The sequence below is a fragment of the Corallococcus sp. AB032C genome, assembly GCF_003668935.1.
GTDB lineage: Bacteria > Myxococcota > Myxococcia > Myxococcales > Myxococcaceae > Corallococcus > Corallococcus exiguus.
On record NZ_RAWP01000040.1, the window covers coordinates 49,902 to 64,261 of the forward strand.

General features: G+C 70.7%; 17 protein-coding genes. 7 read left to right on the forward strand and 10 right to left on the reverse strand.

The window, feature by feature from the left end:
• Positions 1-58: 58 nt before the first annotated feature.
• Genes D7X99_RS19425 through thiS form a run of 6 tightly spaced genes read right to left on the reverse strand, consistent with a single transcriptional unit; the run spans position 59 to position 4,829 of the window.
• Complete coding sequence (locus D7X99_RS19425; RefSeq protein ID WP_121779075.1) at positions 59-1,243, reverse strand: DUF4350 domain-containing protein; 1,185 nt, start codon at positions 1,241-1,243, stop codon at positions 59-61.
• The gene (locus D7X99_RS19430; protein WP_121779076.1) at positions 1,240-2,124 is read right to left on the reverse strand and encodes a DUF4129 domain-containing protein; all 885 of its coding nucleotides are present in this window, start codon (positions 2,122-2,124) and stop codon (positions 1,240-1,242) included. Before D7X99_RS19430 ends, D7X99_RS19425 begins: the two co-directional genes overlap by 4 nt.
• 6 nt (positions 2,125-2,130) lie before the next feature.
• The gene (locus D7X99_RS19435) at positions 2,131-3,174 is read right to left on the reverse strand and encodes a hypothetical protein (protein WP_121779077.1); all 1,044 of its coding nucleotides are present in this window, start codon (positions 3,172-3,174) and stop codon (positions 2,131-2,133) included.
• A 22-nt stretch (positions 3,175-3,196) separates the two neighbouring features.
• On the reverse strand, positions 3,197-3,811 hold the full coding sequence (locus tag D7X99_RS19440) for a thiamine phosphate synthase (protein WP_121779078.1): 615 nt from the start codon (positions 3,809-3,811) through the stop codon (positions 3,197-3,199).
• Positions 3,812-3,813: 2 nt separating this feature from the next.
• The gene (locus tag D7X99_RS19445; protein WP_120598755.1) at positions 3,814-4,599 is read right to left on the reverse strand and encodes a thiazole synthase; all 786 of its coding nucleotides are present in this window, start codon (positions 4,597-4,599) and stop codon (positions 3,814-3,816) included.
• Positions 4,600-4,625: 26 nt separating this feature from the next.
• Positions 4,626-4,829: a sulfur carrier protein ThiS gene (gene thiS, locus D7X99_RS19450; RefSeq protein ID WP_120530083.1), complete on the reverse strand. Its 204-nt coding sequence runs from the start codon at positions 4,827-4,829 to the stop codon at positions 4,626-4,628.
• Positions 4,830-5,165: 336 nt separating this feature from the next.
• On the opposite strand from thiS, the gene D7X99_RS19455 reads away from it, so the two are divergent.
• The 4 genes from D7X99_RS19455 (at position 5,166) to D7X99_RS19470 (ending at position 8,592) form a co-directional block, all read left to right on the forward strand.
• Positions 5,166-5,750 carry a hypothetical protein gene (locus tag D7X99_RS19455; protein ID WP_233613533.1) on the forward strand — a complete coding sequence of 195 codons (585 nt, stop codon included), beginning with the start codon at positions 5,166-5,168 and terminating at the stop codon, positions 5,748-5,750.
• Positions 5,751-5,969: 219 nt separating this feature from the next.
• Positions 5,970-7,103, forward strand: a complete 1,134-nt coding sequence (locus tag D7X99_RS19460; protein ID WP_121779080.1) for a serine/threonine-protein kinase — start codon at positions 5,970-5,972, stop codon at positions 7,101-7,103.
• 64 nt (positions 7,104-7,167) lie between these two features.
• Complete coding sequence (locus D7X99_RS19465) at positions 7,168-8,175, forward strand: dipeptidase (RefSeq protein WP_121779081.1); 1,008 nt, start codon at positions 7,168-7,170, stop codon at positions 8,173-8,175.
• Between the two features lie 36 nt (positions 8,176-8,211).
• Positions 8,212-8,592 carry a hypothetical protein gene (locus D7X99_RS19470; protein ID WP_121779082.1) on the forward strand — a complete coding sequence of 127 codons (381 nt, stop codon included), beginning with the start codon at positions 8,212-8,214 and terminating at the stop codon, positions 8,590-8,592.
• Positions 8,593-8,595: 3 nt separating this feature from the next.
• On the opposite strand, the gene D7X99_RS19475 is transcribed toward D7X99_RS19470, so the two are convergent.
• Genes D7X99_RS19475 through D7X99_RS19490 form a run of 4 tightly spaced genes read right to left on the reverse strand, consistent with a single transcriptional unit; the run spans position 8,596 to position 11,056 of the window.
• Positions 8,596-8,955, reverse strand: coding sequence for a carboxymuconolactone decarboxylase family protein (locus D7X99_RS19475; protein WP_121779083.1), 360 nt, complete (start codon positions 8,953-8,955; stop codon positions 8,596-8,598).
• A 30-nt stretch (positions 8,956-8,985) separates the two neighbouring features.
• Positions 8,986-9,255, reverse strand: coding sequence for a peroxidase (locus D7X99_RS19480; RefSeq protein ID WP_120598761.1), 270 nt, complete (start codon positions 9,253-9,255; stop codon positions 8,986-8,988).
• Between the two features lie 38 nt (positions 9,256-9,293).
• Positions 9,294-10,079: an alpha/beta fold hydrolase gene (locus tag D7X99_RS19485; protein ID WP_121779084.1), complete on the reverse strand. Its 786-nt coding sequence runs from the start codon at positions 10,077-10,079 to the stop codon at positions 9,294-9,296.
• A 35-nt stretch (positions 10,080-10,114) separates the two neighbouring features.
• The gene (locus D7X99_RS19490; protein WP_121779085.1) at positions 10,115-11,056 is read right to left on the reverse strand and encodes a magnesium transporter CorA family protein; all 942 of its coding nucleotides are present in this window, start codon (positions 11,054-11,056) and stop codon (positions 10,115-10,117) included.
• A gap of 88 nt (positions 11,057-11,144) precedes the next feature.
• Here D7X99_RS19490 and D7X99_RS19495 point away from each other — a divergent pair, with 88 nt between their 5' ends.
• Genes D7X99_RS19495 through D7X99_RS19505 form a run of 3 tightly spaced genes read left to right on the forward strand, consistent with a single transcriptional unit; the run spans position 11,145 to position 14,316 of the window.
• The gene (locus D7X99_RS19495) at positions 11,145-12,287 is read left to right on the forward strand and encodes a hypothetical protein (protein ID WP_121779086.1); all 1,143 of its coding nucleotides are present in this window, start codon (positions 11,145-11,147) and stop codon (positions 12,285-12,287) included.
• Positions 12,284-13,123: an HAD-IIB family hydrolase gene (locus tag D7X99_RS19500; protein ID WP_121779087.1), complete on the forward strand. Its 840-nt coding sequence runs from the start codon at positions 12,284-12,286 to the stop codon at positions 13,121-13,123. Before D7X99_RS19495 ends, D7X99_RS19500 begins: the two co-directional genes overlap by 4 nt.
• Positions 13,120-14,316 carry a class I SAM-dependent rRNA methyltransferase gene (locus tag D7X99_RS19505; RefSeq protein ID WP_121779088.1) on the forward strand — a complete coding sequence of 399 codons (1,197 nt, stop codon included), beginning with the start codon at positions 13,120-13,122 and terminating at the stop codon, positions 14,314-14,316. Before D7X99_RS19500 ends, D7X99_RS19505 begins: the two co-directional genes overlap by 4 nt.
• Positions 14,317-14,360: the final 44 nt, after the last annotated feature.

Here is a 14,360-nt window from a genome sequence, read left to right on the forward strand (position 1 = left end):
CGGGCGGCAGGAGGGCGCGGGTCCGGAGCGTGTGAGCGCGCCGGACACCGCGCCTTCGTCATTCCTGGAGGTCGCCCGCGCGACCCGTCACGCGGCGCTCCAGCAGGGCGTAGCGGCGGGCGAGGCGGGTGTAGTCGGCGGGGCGGATGGGCGTGCGCTCTCGCGTGCGCACGAGGTCCTCCTTCGCGTCCAGGTAGTCGCGCGCGGGGATGCCGCAGGTCTCCGCGAGGAGGCGCGCGGCCTCCGCGTCCGGCAGGGAGGTGGCGATGCCCAGGCGCTCCTGCATCAGGCGTCGCAGGCCGGTGTCGAGCTCCGGCAGCAGCTCTGCCTCCACCTTCGCGCGGCGCATGAGCCAGCCCAGGGAGCGCACGTACTCGCGCGACGAGCGGTGCCGCTCCACGCGCACGGGGCGGGGCGCGCCGAAGCGGGTGCCTCGGGAGACGACGTAGACGAGCCCCACGGCGAGGCTCTGCGCGATGAAGACCCAGAGGCCCTGGGACAGGGGCGGGCGGGTGATGACGGCGTGGTGGAACTCGTCGAAGCGCAGGGGACCGCGCGCGGCGAGCGCATCCCAGAAACGCACGTTGTCGAGCAGCTCCAGGCGCCGGTTCTCCGCGAGGTCCGGGCCCGCGGCGACATAGACCTCGCCCTGGCCCAGGCCCCAGCGCCACAGCACGCTCGCGCCGCCCAGGCCCGCCAGCGGCACCGCGTCCCCGTGTTCCACCCTCAGGCTCCGGTCCCGGGCCACGCGCAGGAGCGACAGGTCGCGCAGCGCGCCCGCGGGCAGCCACACGTCCACGGTGACGCCGGCGGGATCCACCCATTCGGAGGCAAGGCCCTGGTGGTTCGTGCCGGGCAGTGCGCCCGAGGTGATGTGCAGCCAGTCCTCCATGCCTGGCTGGTGTTCCGCCAGCGCATGCGGAGACAGATACACCAGCGTGCCGCCGCCCCGGACGAAGCGCTCCAACGCGGCGACTTCTTCCTTCGTCACGGGCTGGGCCTGCGGCGCGGCGATGACCAGCGTGCGCGTGCCGGCGGGAATCGAGTCCAGGGATGTCGTCTGCGCGCTGACGTCCCGTCCGCGCTCCTCCAGGTAGACGAAGAGGGCCTTGAGCCCCAGCGGGCCCGGGTTCGTGATGGATGGCACGGGGGAGTCCGGCGGGGCCTCATGCGAGGCAAGGCCCACCGCCAATGCCACGGCGATCATCAAGCCCAGGACGACCGCGACGCGCGCGTTCCTCACGGCCGGACCTCCACGAGCGAGCCGTGCAGCTGCTCCACGGACTCCACGAAGCGGGTGGCCTCTTCGCGCGACACCGGCTCCAGCGAATAGAAGGCCCGGTCGTACCAGCCGACCAGCCGCTCCACTTCACCCGTCACGCGCGCGGGGGCGCCTCGCGTGGGCAGCTCCGCGGCGAGCTCGCGGTTCGTCTTCACGCGGTCCGGCCGCGCCAGCTTGCGCTGCTCCAGCGTGGACAGCAGGCCCAGCAATCCTTCGCGGATGGCCTCTCTCGCGTCCTCCGTCTCCAGCGCGGTGCGCGCCCGGCCCAGGTGTTCTCCAGGCGTATCCAGCTCCAGGGGCGCGGCTTCACCTTCCACTCCCTGCGCGGTGACGGTCTTCCTGCTTCGGCGCCAGCGCACCCGAAGCACGCCGAACAACACCACCGCCAGCGCCAGGCCCAGCATCACCGCGCGCGTGGCGACCGCGAAGCCCTGCGCGCCCTTGGATTCGAAGAGGCCCTCCAGCCAGGTCTGCAGCTCGCGCAGGAGTCGCGTCAGCAGGTCGCTGTTGCGCTGCCGGGCTCTCGCGAACTCCGGCCGGTCGAGGATGGCGCGCAGCCGCTCCGGTTCGCTCGTCACTCCGGGCGACACGGCCGGCTCCACGTCCAGGCCGCACACGGCCTCCAGGTACACGGTGAGCTGCCGGGCACGGTCGGGCTCCGTCTGGCCGGAGGTCCCGGGCGGCAGGGGCACGCCGTCCAGCGCCTCCATCAGCCGGTTCACCTCCGCGTTGAACGCAGCGGGCCGCGAACGCGCCGTGTCCTCGAGCCGGCGCGACACGGCCTCCCGGTCAGCGCACGGGGGCAGGGCAGCCAGCAGGAGGAGCAGAGGGAGGGCGGGCACGGGTTGTCAGGGGGACGGCGTCGCCGGCTCCGCGGTCGCGATGCGCCGCTCCAGGTCCAGGCCCTCGCGGCGCACGCGCATGTCCACGTAGAAGAACGCGGACACCACGAAGCTCAGCGGCGTGAAGAAGGACTGCCCCACCACCTGCAGCAGCTCCGCGGGGACGAGCAGCGCCTGCGGAATGGCCGCCTGGGACGCCGGATCCAACAGGTTGCCACCGTAGGCGAGCCGGACGATCCACGCGGGCAGCCCCGACACCAGGCTCACCGCGATGAGGATGCCGCCCACCACCGTGGACAGCACCATGGCCCGCACCGTGCCCCGGCCCATGAAGCCCGGCTCGACGCGGCCCTTCAGCAGGGCCCCGGAGCGCTTGAAGGCCGCCCACGCGCCCACGTCCTCCATGGCCAGCACGGGGGGCAGGAGCATGAAGCGCAGGAAGTACCAGAGCACCGCCGCCAACGCGCCCAGGCCCAGCACGATGGCGCCGATGATGATCAGCGCGATGCTCAGCGCCGTGCCTCCGCCAGTGCCCTTCCCGGTGACGGCCGCGACCACGCCCATCCCCATGACGAGCGATCCGGGCAGGCACAGCAGGAGTGTCACCCCCGCGGCCCAAGCGATGGACAGCAGGTAGGTCGCGGTCAGGGTGCCCAGGCGCGACACGGCCCGCCGCAGACCTTCCGAGGGACGCACCGGTTCACCCAGCCGCGCGGGAATCACGTACCGGGCCGCCGCCGTGGTGGCCACCCAGAAGTTCCACACCAGGAACGTGTACAGCACGAGCATCAGCCCCATCACGATGCCTGACTGGGTCAGGGCCTGCGTGGGGTCCGTGCCCGCGGGAGCCCCACCCAATCCGGGCAGCACGCCCACCGTGCGCGTCATCGCGACGGTGAACGCCTTGACCGCGATGTAGTTGAGCAGGTCGAACCCCAGGACCAGCACGAACAAGGGCTTCAGGTGCGCGCGCCAGAACGTCGCCGCGCGGTCGATGATTTCTCCGATGGCGAGGGGGCGCAGCTCAACGGAGGTCGGGGATGGCGTCACGGCCGCGCAGCATAGCGCCGCCTCAATCGCGCGGGGGCCGGCATGCGTCCAGCAGCGCCCGGGCCGCCGCGCGCGGATCCTCCGCCTCCAGCACGGCGGAGATGACCGCGACGCCCCAGGCCCCCGGCACCTCCCGAGCCCGCTCCGGCGTCATCCCCCCCAGCGCCAGGGCAGGGCAGGGCAACCGCTCCGCGAGCCCCCTGAATCCATGAGGCCCCAGCGTGTCGCGCGTATCCCCCGGCTTGGACCCCGGAGCGAACACGGGGCTCACCAGCGCCAGGTCCGCGCCCACCGCGCCTTCCGCCTCGCGCGCGTCATGCACCGCCACGCTCACCCACCGGTCCGCGGGCAGGAACGGGCGCACGTCGCGGGGAGAAGGGCCAGAAGCGGGCACATGCAGGTGCGCGCCCACGAGCAGCGCGACATCCAGCCGCCCGTTCACGAACAGCGTCCGGCCCCGGCACACGTCCGCCAGGAGCCGCGCCTCCTCCAGGAACAGCCGCCCGGAGGCCTCCGGGTGACGGTGCTGCACTGCGACGTCCGGCCCCGCCTCCAGCGCCTGCTCCAGCGCGGTGAGCAACCGCGCCCGGGGCAGCCGCCAGTCCGTGATGACCACGAGGCGGGGCAGGACGGGCACCGCTACTCCACGAGCCCTTCGATGGGGCTGGACGCGGAGCCGTACGCCTTGCGCGGGATGCGGCCCGCCAGGAACGCGTCGCGGCCGGCCTCCACTGCCTTCTTCATGGCCACGGCCATGCGCACCGGATCCTTCGCGCCCGCGATGGCGGTGTTCATGAGCAGCGCGTCCACGCCCAGCTCCATCGCGATGGCCGCGTCGGACGCCGTGCCCACGCCCGCGTCCACGATGACCGGTACCTTCACCACCTCGCGGATGAGCCGCAGGTTGTGCGGGTTGCGGATGCCCAGCCCGCTGCCGATGGGAGCCGCCAGCGGCATCACCGCCGCGCAGCCCGCGTCCTCCAGCTTGCGCGCGGTGATGGGGTCGTCGCTGGTGTACGGCAGCACCGTGAAGCCTTCCTTCACCAGGATGCGAGCGGCCTTCACCGTCTCCTCGACGTCCGGGTAGAGCGTCTTCTCGTCGCCAAGCACTTCCAGCTTCACCCACTTGCTCATGCCCAGCTCTTCCGCCAGCCGGCACGTGCGCACCGCGTCGTCCGCCGTGTAGCAGAGCGCCGTGTTGGGCAAGAGGCGCATCTTGTTGCGGTCGATCCAGTTCATCAGCGACGCCTCTCCCGTCGCCTTCAGGTCCAACCGCCGCACCGCCACCGTGACGAGCTCCGCGCCCGACGCTTCGTGGCACTGCTTCATCACCTCGTGGCTGGGGTACTTCCCCGTCCCGACGATGAGCCGCGAGGTGAACGTCACCCCCGCCAGCGTGAAAGGCTTGTCCGCGATGCCGCTCATGACCGTCTCCTCTCCAGGGCCTGCACTCACCCGCCACCCACGAAGGTGACGATCTCCACCCGGTCCCCGTCCTGGAGCCGGTGCTCGGGATGACGGGCGCGGCGCACCACCTCCGCGTTCACCTCCACCGCCACCCCCGGGCCGCTGCCCAGCTCCAACAGCGCCAGCAGGGACGAAAGGGTGCTGCCCTCCGGCAGCGTCCGCGCTTCTCCGTTGACCCACACGTTCACGGCCTCACGGCTCCTTCCGGTCCCCTTCGGTCGGGACCCGCCGGTGCCAGTACAAGGGCGGTTCTGCCCTGTCAACGCACAGCCTCCCCCACGCAAAAGGCCTGCTTCAGCGCACCGGAACGGATTTTTCGCGCTCGAATGCGTTTTGTTCCGCTTCCCCAGCAGGCGAGCGGCCAGGGCCTTCCTCGTGCGCGGGCCGCCCCTGCTCATGCCTCCATTTGTTGCCAAGCGCTGTGCAGGTACGGGGGGAGCGACCAGTTTCTGCCCAACGCCGGGGAACAAATCCTCCGGCATCCAGAACACACTCACAGGGGGCGGTCACACATGCGGAAGCTCATGATTGCGGTTACGGCGGTCGCGGGTCTGACGATGGTCACCGGCTGCAAGAAGGATGACGTCCAGGCGCAGCGCGAGGATGTCGCCGAGGCCCGTCAGGAAGCGGCGCAGGAGACGGCGGAGGCGCGTCAGGACGAGAACCAGGAGATGGCGTCGGCGCAGCATGACGCCAACGAGGACATCGCGGAGGCGCGTGAGGACGCGAACGACAAGATCGCCAGCGCCAACGAGGACGTCCGCGACGAGGAGCAGGACCTGGCCGAGGCCCAGGCCAACCGGAATGAGGACCTGGCCGCGGGTGGCTCCGGCATGGCCGGCACCACCAGCGCCGCGGCGGCGACCACCGTCAACGGCCGCGTGATCGGCAAGTCCGGTGACACGCTGACGCTGGTGGACAGCACCAACAAGGAACTGAAGATCAAGACCAATGACCGGACCGCGCTGATGGACAACGGCAGCCGCGCGGTGAAGCTGGACGACATCAAGGAAGGCTCGCAGGTGCGCGCCTCCTACGTGATGGACGGCAAGGACATGGTCGCCCGCGACGTCACCCTGGTGGCGGCGGTGAAGAAGCTGGACAAGTAATCCCCGCGCCTCACGCGCCTCTGTCTTTTCGGACTGGGGAGAATACTTGAAGGCGGCGGCTCCCACCCTCGCGGTGGGGGCCGTTTCCTTTTGAGTCGGGGAGATGCCCGGTGGGGTCGGATGGGGATGTCTGACCCGGGTGGTAGGACGCGGGCGTGAGGAGTTCCTCATGCCTTCCCACCCCCGGGAAGCGCCTCTTCGTCAGGAGCGTCACCCACGATGGCCACCCATCCCCCCGCGTCCTCCGCGTCCCGGCCGTTCATCCTCTTCACCACCGGGGCCACGTCCTATGAGCTGGTGCGCTACCTGGGGTCGCGCGCCGGTGGGGAGCTGCTGCTCGCCCGTCGGCACTACGCGCGCACGCCGGGCGGGCTGGTGCTCATCAAGCGCCTGCGCGACGTGACGGATGACGTGGCGCGGGCGCGGCTGCGGGAAGAGGTGAAGCTGCTCATGCGGCTGTCCCACCCGGCCATCGCGCCGGTGTACCTGGTGCGGGTGCATGACGGCGCGCCCCACCTGGTGACGGAGTACGTGGACGGGCCGTGCCTGGAGACGCTGTCCAGCTTCGCGGCGTTGCGGCGGCGGCCCTTCTCGGAGGCGTTCGCCGCGTACGTGGGCGCGGAGGTGGCGGACGCGCTCCATCACGCCCATGCGCTGGAGGACTCGCGCGGCCTGCCCGTGGGCGTGGTCCACCGCGACATCAGCCCCCGCTCCCTGCGCGTGGACGTGCACGGGCGGGTGCGGCTGTCGGACTTCGCGCTCGCGTGGTCGCGGCTGCCCGGGCGCGTGGTGACGGAGCCAGGGCTGGTGCGCGGGGACGTGGCCTATGCCTCGCCAGAGGCGCTGGAGGGCCTGCCGCTGGATGGCCGCGCGGACCTGTTCTCCCTGGGGATGGTGCTGCTGGAGCTGCTCACCGGGCTGCACCTGCTGGACCTGGACGACGTGGAGCGCGCAGCGCAGCAGGCCCAGCCCGTGCCCGGAACGAGCGGGCTGTGCGCGGAGACACCCAGCTGGCTCCCCGCGCCGCTGATGGCCGCGCGCATGGCATGCCTGACGCCGGCCCACGTGGAGCAGGCCACGCGGGGGCTTTCGCCGGGAATGCGGGCCGTGCTCCAGAGGGTGCTCCACCGCGACCGCGACCTGCGCTTCCAGACGGGCGCGGAGCTGCGGGATGCGCTCCGGGGCCTGCTGAACGCGGAAGGGCGGCCCTATGGTCCCCCGGAAGCGCTGCGCGAGGTGTCGGAGGTGCGCACGGACGCGCTCGTGGGCCCGGCGGGGGCGGCGGAGGCGGGGCTTCCTCTGGAGGATGACCTCTGGGACGGCTGCGATGACGACGGCGCGGACTGGACGTGAGGTGTGACGGTGGGATGCCCCGGGGCGCTTGTCATCGCGGGAGGCCGTGGCGAAGACTGCTGGCATGGGTGACGTGAAGGAGCTGCATCGCCAGTGGTGCATCGCGGACGGACACGCGGATTCGCTGATGTGGAACCGCGACCTGTGCGAGCGGTCGACGGAGGGGCACGTGGACTTCCCCCGCCTGCGCGAGGCGGGGGTGAAGCTGCAGTGCTTCACGCTGGTGACCCGGGGCTTCCCGTTCATTGGCGGCTTCCCGCTGTTCGCCGCGTGGCGCAAGTGGCCCCGCGAGGCGCGCGGCGGCGAGTGGACTCGCGCGCTCTGGCAGATTGAAAAGCTGGACGCCTTCTGCGCCCGCTCCGGGGATACCGTGCGTGTCGCCACCACGGGGGCGGCGCTGGAGGACAACCTCGCGCACGGGCGGCTGTCGGCGGTGCTGGGCGTGGAGGGCGGCCACGCGATTGAAGGTCAGGTGGAGCGGATCGCGGAACTGCACCAACGCGGGGTGCGCTTCATGGGGCTCACGCACCTGTCCAACAACGACCTGGGCGGTTCGTCCTTTCCCATGATGGGCAACCGGGGGCTGACGCCGCTGGGGCACCAGGTGATGGAGGAGATGGCCCGCTTGGGAATGAGCGTGGACGTAGCGCACGCTTCCGAGCAGACGCTCACGGACCTCTTCGCTCACCCCACGGTGCGCTACTTCTGTTCGCACACGGGCGTGCGCGCGGCGGGCGGCGGCTGGCGCAACCTGTCCGACGCGGCACTGCGCACCATTGCCCAGCGCGGCGGTGTGGTGGGCATCATCCTGGCGCCGGTGTACCTGGGCGGCGACACATGGGACGACGTGGTCCGCCATGTGGAGCACGCCGTGGACGTGATGGGGGAGGAGGGCGTGGGCGTGGGCAGCGACTACGACGGCATGGTGGCGCTGCCCCGGGGCATGCGAGATGTGACGGATTTACCGCGACTCACGGAAGCCCTGCTCAAACGACACCCGGAGTCCTGGGTGGAACGTGTGATGGGTGGCAACTTCCGGCGTTACTTTCGCGAGACGCTCGGCGGCGGTTGACAGCGAAAAACCTGTCGAAAAGAGTCGCCGGCACTCATGAACCGTCTTCCCCTCGCGCTCTTGTCCCTCGTCGGTTTCTTCCTTCTTTCCGGTTGTGGCGGGCCGGGTTCGGGCGACTCGTGTGATGGCGGCGACTACGTGTGCCAGGACGACGCGCAGGCCCTGGAGTGTCGCAACGGCACCTGGCGCCCGCTCGCGTGCCGGGGGCCCCTGGGCTGCCGGGAGCAGGCGGACAGCGTGCGGTGCGACACGTCCCTCAACCAGGAGAACGACGGGTGCGCCACGAACGCGGAGGGCAAGGGCGTGTGCAGCCCCAACGGCGCCGCGATCCTCACGTGCCAGCAGGGCGTGCTGGTGAAGACGGAGGATTGCTCGTCGTGCGCCGTGCAGGACTCGCAGGTCGTCTGCCAGCCGTGAGCCTCAGCGCTCCGGTTCCCCTCCGGACCTGGGTGGGGAACCGGGAGGTTGCGCGGGCAGGTAGCCGCCCGCGGCCATTCGCTTTCCGGACCGTTCGTACATGGCCGGTGAGAGGCCTTGGACGCCGGTGCCGTCAATCCACCGGTTGTAGAAGTTGAAGAGGGCGCAGACGGAGACCGCGTCGTACACGGCCTCGTCCGACCAGCCGGCCGCCTTCAGGTGCTCCACGTCCTCGCGGCGCACGTCTCCGGGCGCGTCGTTGAGTTGGTCCACGAAGGCGAACAACGCCTTCTCTGCCTCCGGGATGGAGGCCGTCTTCACATCGTCCAGCACCGCCTGGACGTGCTGCGTGCTGCCCAGCAATTCCGCCGCGACCGCGGCGTGAGAGCCCGTTCAAAATACGCAGGCGTTGCGCCGCGACGTATACGCGGCGATGAGCTCCCGCAGCCCGGCCGACAGCGGGGACGGGCCGCGCATCACCTCGTGGGTGAAGGCGGACAGCGCGTCCGTCATGCGCGGCTTGAACGCGAACAGGTGCCAGATGCCCGGCGGCGTCATGCCCCCGGCCCGCGCCATGGCGATCAGCTTCCCGTAGTGCCCGTCGGACTCGTGCGACTCGACGTCGGGCAGGTACATGTTTTCCGGAGCGGGGGACTTCATCATCGCGCACTTCCCTGGCGAAAGGACGGGGATGCCGCCCATCAGGCCAGTGGCGCGAGGAAGCTGTCCAGCACCGAGTTGAAGGCCTCTGGCTGTTCCTGGTTCGGCAGGTGCGCCGCGCCGGGGATGACCTCCAGCCGCGCGCCCTGCACCAGGTCCGCCATCTGCTTCGCCTTCGCCAGCGGCGTCACGGTGTCGTGCTCGCCCACCACGACCAGCACGGGCCCCGCGTAGCGCGCGAGCAGATCCTTGCTGTCCAGCCGCAGCGCCATGCCCCGCTGCGCGGCGGCGATGGACTCCGGTGAAACGGACAGCCCCAGCTTCGTCACCTCGCGGCCCACCGGTGAGTCCGGCCCCGCGTGGACCAGCTTGGGCACCAGCCCCTGGACGACGGACGCCGTGCCTTCCTTCAGCGCCTGCTGCGCGGTGGCCTCGCGTTTGTCCTTCCCGGCGGCTTCGTCCGCGGTGCACTGCGTGTCCGAAAGCACCAGTCCGCGCACCCGGCCCGGGTCCTCGCGCAGGAGCGCCAGGGCCGCGTAGCCGCCCATCGACACGCCGCCCACCACCGCCGTGTCGATGTTCAACGCGTCCAGCAGCGCGAGCGCGTCCTGCGCCAGCTTGCGCATCTCCGTGGGGCCTTCACCCAGTTGGCTCTGCCCGAAGCCGCGCAGGTCCGGCACGAGGAAGCGGTAGCGTCCGGACAGCGCGGCCACCTGCCGGTCGAACGCGGAGCCATCCAACGGGAAGGCGTGCATGAGCAGCACCGGCAACCCCTGGCCCATGTCCCGGTAGTGCAGCGGAATCCCATCCACGGCGACCGTCAGCATGCGTGCCTCCTCGCGGCCCGTCGCAGGGGGCGGCGTCAGATCCACTTCTTGTACTTGAACCAACCCACGAGCCCCAGAGGGAAGCCCACCATGGTCACCCACATGGCGACGTACCAGCCCGTTCCCGTCAACTGTTCGAAGTTCTGCCCGAAGAACCCCACGATGAAGGATAGGGGCAGGAAGAGGGTGGCGAAGATGGTGAGCTGCTTGCTGATGTCATTGGTGCGTTGGGCCACCACGGACAGGTAGCCGTCCATCACGTTGCCCACCACGTCGCGGCTGGCGTCGATCTGCTCGTAGAGCCGCACCAGGTGGTCGTAGACGTCGCGGAAGTACAGCGTCGTCTTCTCTTGAATCTGCGGGATGCCTCGGCGCGACAGCATGCCCACCACGTCGCGCTGTGGAGACAGCACGCGGCGCAGCGTCACCAGCGCGCGCTTGAGCTGGAAGATGCGCTGCAGGTGCTCCGGATCCGGCTCGGCGAAGATGGCGTCCTCCAGGTCATCCAGCCGGTCGCCGAAGCCGTCCATGATGGGGAACTGCGCGTCCACGAGCGCGTCCGCGAGCATGTAGAGGATGACGTCCACGCCCCGGCCCAGCGTGCCCGCGGGGTCGTCCTTCACGCGCCGTAGGACGGCGTCATGGCTGGGCAGGCGCAGCTCGTGCACGCTGATGAGCCAGTCCTGCGCGAGGAAGAAGTGGTGCTCGTGCAGCGTGAGCTCCGTGACATCCGAACCGCAGCTGAAGCCCTGCATCACGATGAACTGGTGGTGTGGGTACTCCTCCAGCTTGGGCCGCTGGTCCAGGTGCAGGCAGTCCTCCACGGCCAGCCGGTGCAGTTGGAAGCGCTCGGCCAGTCGGCCCAGCACCTCCGCGTTCGGCTCCAGGACGTCGATCCACTTGGGCCCCGGCCGATCGAGCAGTTCCTCACCCCCCGAGACAGCCCTGCCGTCCTCCCACAGACAGACCTGGATCATTTCCGTGGACTCCCCGGCCCAGCCCTCGGGCCCGGGATGCTTGCTAGAACTCCCCGGACGCGATGTCGAGCGGTAGAGTGGGGGCAACGTGTCCGCTGCCGCCGAGAATCCACCGCCGGCCTCCCTGACCCCGAGGCTCGAACAAATCCTCCAGTCGCTGCCCGACCGCGCCTTTTCCGCGCGGCTGAGAGCGGTGTATCTCGCCGCGGCCCAGGCCATCTCCCGGCTGAGTGACCTGGACCTGGTGAAGTACGAGACGCCCGTCGTCGACGCCAGCCCCGACCTGTCGCTGTGGGAGGAGATGGCGCCCGTCATCCGCGACACGGTGATGGACGTCAACGCGCTGCTCAACGTCATCCGGGAGCAGTTCCCCGGTACGCCGCAGCCGGCCGCGCCCCGCAAGGGTCCCGCGGACGTGCCCGCCCTGCTCCAGGAGGGCATGGGCAAGCTGGCCCAGAGCATCACCCAGCTGGGCGAGGCCATGCGCAACCCGTCCGTGGTGAGCGACCGCTGGCAGCTGTTGGCGGAAATCCAACGGTTCCGGTCTGACTACCGCGAACAGATGAGCCAGCTCGTCTTCGAGTCCGCGAGCACCTTCGGCGAGGTATCCCGCGCCCAGGTGGTGCCCGGCTACGAGGCGGAGGTGAAGGCGGCCGTCACGGTGCGCGCCATCACGTCCGACCTGTCGCGCATCGTCACGGCGCGGCTCAACAAGGTGCGCGACGCGAAGCCGGAGGAGGTGCTGTGGAACGCGCAGCAGCTCCAGACGGAGCTGGACGCCTTCGGCCGCACCGCCGCGTACCGGAACCTGCGCGCACAGGACAAGCGCCACATCGTGGAGGCCCGCGCGGAGATTGGCGCGCTCGCGCTCGAGTCCGCCCCCGAGCAGGGACGGCTGCTGACGGTGACGGCAGGGCTGGAGGAGCTGGTGCGGAGCCTGTCCGCGGTGAACCAGCGCCAGCTGCTCATCCACCACGACCGTGAGGTGTGGGCCGCGTGCGGCGTGCGCCTGGAGCGCGCGCTGGCCCAGTCCACGAAGGATCCGGTCGCGTCCGCGAAGGCACTGGCGGAGGCCGCGGCCAGCGCGCAGTCGCTCTACGGCCGGGACCCCACCATGGACGCGTTCCTGCGCAAGGCGCGCAAGCTGAAGCTCGCCACGCTCACGGGCCCGGAGCTGCTCTCCACCATCGAGTCCTTCCAGTCCCAGCTCGCGCAACTGGACGTGATGTGAAGACAGTGAAAGTGAAGGCCGTGGAGCCGCGCCCCCTGCGGCAGGCGGACCTGTCCGGTGTGCAGGGTGTCTTCACCGACGTGGACGGCACGCTGACGACGGGTCACAAGCTGCGCAGCCAGACGGTGCGGTCCCTGGAGCAGCTGTCCGCGTCCGGCCTGCGCTTGGTGCTGGTGAGCGGCCGGCCGGCGGGGTGGGGCGAGGCGTGGGCCCGCCAGCTCCCCGTGGACGGCGTCGTCGTGGAGAACGGTGGGCTGTTCTTCCTCAAGGACGCCAAGGGGAAGCTGCGCAAGGTGTACCTGGAGCCGCCCTCCCAGCGCGTGGCGAACCGCCAGCGCCTGGAGAAGGAGGTCGAGCGCGTGCTCGCCCAGGTGCCCGGCGCGCGGCTGTCCGTGGACAGCCGCTACACGGAAGTGGACCTGGCGGTGGACTACAACGAGGAGGCCCGGCTGGGCGATGAAGGGGCCTCCCGCATCGAGTCGCTGCTGCGGGCCCGGGGCGTGACGGCGGTGCGCTCGTCGGTGCACGTCAACTGCTGGCTGGGCCGCTTCGACAAACTCTCCGCGTCGCGCCGCTTCGCCAAGGTAGCGTGGGGCGAGAAGCTGGACCCCGCGGACGGCCGGTATGTCTACGCGGGGGATTCTTTCAACGACGCTCCGATGTTCCAGGCGTTCAAGCTGGGCGTGGGCGTGGCCAACGTGCGCGCGGTGCTGGATCGCATCGACGCGCCGCCGGCCTTCATCACCCGGGCGCCCGAGGGGCGGGGCTTCGAGGAGCTGGCTCGCGCCCTCCTCGCCCGCCGCCGGACGGCCCGCAGTCGAGGAGTTTCAACGTGAATGTCGTGAAGCTGGAGCTGGCCCGAGGCCTGGGGCGTCACCTGCGTGCGGGGCACCCGTGGGTGTTCCGCAAGGCCCTGGAGCACATGCCGCGGATTCCGGCGGGCAGCGTGGTGGACCTGACGGAGAACGGGAAGTTCGTCGCGCGCGGGTACTATGATCCGCACTCGGCCATCGCGGTGCGCGTGCTCACGCGGGACGCGCGAGAGACGGTGGACTCGCGCTTCATCACCCAGCGCGTGCAGCGGGCCCTGTCCGCGCGCACGTCGCTCATCGACCTGAAGGACACGGACAGCTACCGCCTCATCCACGGCGAGGGCGACGGCCTGCCCGGCGTGGTGGTGGACCTGTACGCGGGCTGGGCGGTGATGAAGCTGTACTCCGCGGGCCTCACCCCGTACCGCCCCCTCATCGTGGAGGCGCTGAAGGCGGGCGTCCCGGGCCTGAAGGGCATCCTCGGCCGAGACGAGGTGGGGCGCGACGACGTGGAGGAGGACGACGGCCGCGGCAGCGGGAAGATGCTGTGGGGCGAGGAGGCCCCGGAGCTCATCCCCATCCGCGAGCGCGGCGCCATCTTCCTCGTGGACGCGTGGAAGGGGCAGAAGACGGGCTTCTTCCTGGATCAGCGTGAGAACCGCTACCTCATCCGCCGGCTGGGGCAGGGGAGGGACGTGCTCAACTGCTTCAGCTTCAGCGGCGGCTTCTCCGTGAACGCGGCGCTGGGCGGGGCCAACAGCGTCTTCTCCGTGGATCAGGACCCGGAGGCCATCGCCCTGGCGCGGGAGAACTTCACGCGAAACGGGCTGCCGGCGGCGAAGCATGACTTCCTGGCGGCGGACGCGTTCGACCTCATCCAGTCGTTCAAGGAGGAGGGCCGCACGTTCGACCTCATCATCCTGGACCCGCCCGCCTTCGCGAAGAGCCAGCGCGCGGTGGAGGCCGCCGTGGACGGCTACGCATCCCTCAACCGGCAGGCCCTGGCGCTCTTGCGTCCCGGCGGCCTGCTGGCCACGGCGTCGTGCTCCGCGCGCGTGACGGGGGACCTGTTCATGGGCGCCGTGCGCGAGGCGGGCTTCAAGGCCGGCGTGGACCTGGCGCTGGTGGAAGAGCGCTACCAGCCGCCGGACCACCCCGTGCGCCTGCAGTTCCCGGAAGGGAAGTACCTCAAGTTCTACGTGATGCAGTCGGTGTAGCGGCGGCGTCCGGCCCCGGGGCGCGCCTGACATGAGGCGCGCCT

What these genes read in the sequence shown, in the direction of transcription:
- D7X99_RS19445 (WP_120598755.1), bottom strand. Translation starts at nt 4,599, where the DNA reads ATGAGCGGCATCGCGGACAAGCCTTTCACGCTGGCGGGGGTGACGTTC.
- D7X99_RS19455 (WP_233613533.1), top strand. Translation starts at nt 5,166, where the DNA reads ATGATTGCGGTTACGGCGGTCGCGGGTCTGACGATGGTCACCGGCTGC.
- D7X99_RS19460 (WP_121779080.1), top strand. Translation starts at nt 5,970, where the DNA reads ATGGCCACCCATCCCCCCGCGTCCTCCGCGTCCCGGCCGTTCATCCTC.
- D7X99_RS19465 (WP_121779081.1), top strand. Translation starts at nt 7,168, where the DNA reads ATGGGTGACGTGAAGGAGCTGCATCGCCAGTGGTGCATCGCGGACGGA.
- D7X99_RS19470 (WP_121779082.1), top strand. Translation starts at nt 8,212, where the DNA reads ATGAACCGTCTTCCCCTCGCGCTCTTGTCCCTCGTCGGTTTCTTCCTT.
- D7X99_RS19480 (WP_120598761.1), bottom strand. Translation starts at nt 9,255, where the DNA reads ATGATGAAGTCCCCCGCTCCGGAAAACATGTACCTGCCCGACGTCGAG.
- D7X99_RS19485 (WP_121779084.1), bottom strand. Translation starts at nt 10,079, where the DNA reads ATGCTGACGGTCGCCGTGGATGGGATTCCGCTGCACTACCGGGACATG.
- D7X99_RS19490 (WP_121779085.1), bottom strand. Translation starts at nt 11,056, where the DNA reads ATGATCCAGGTCTGTCTGTGGGAGGACGGCAGGGCTGTCTCGGGGGGT.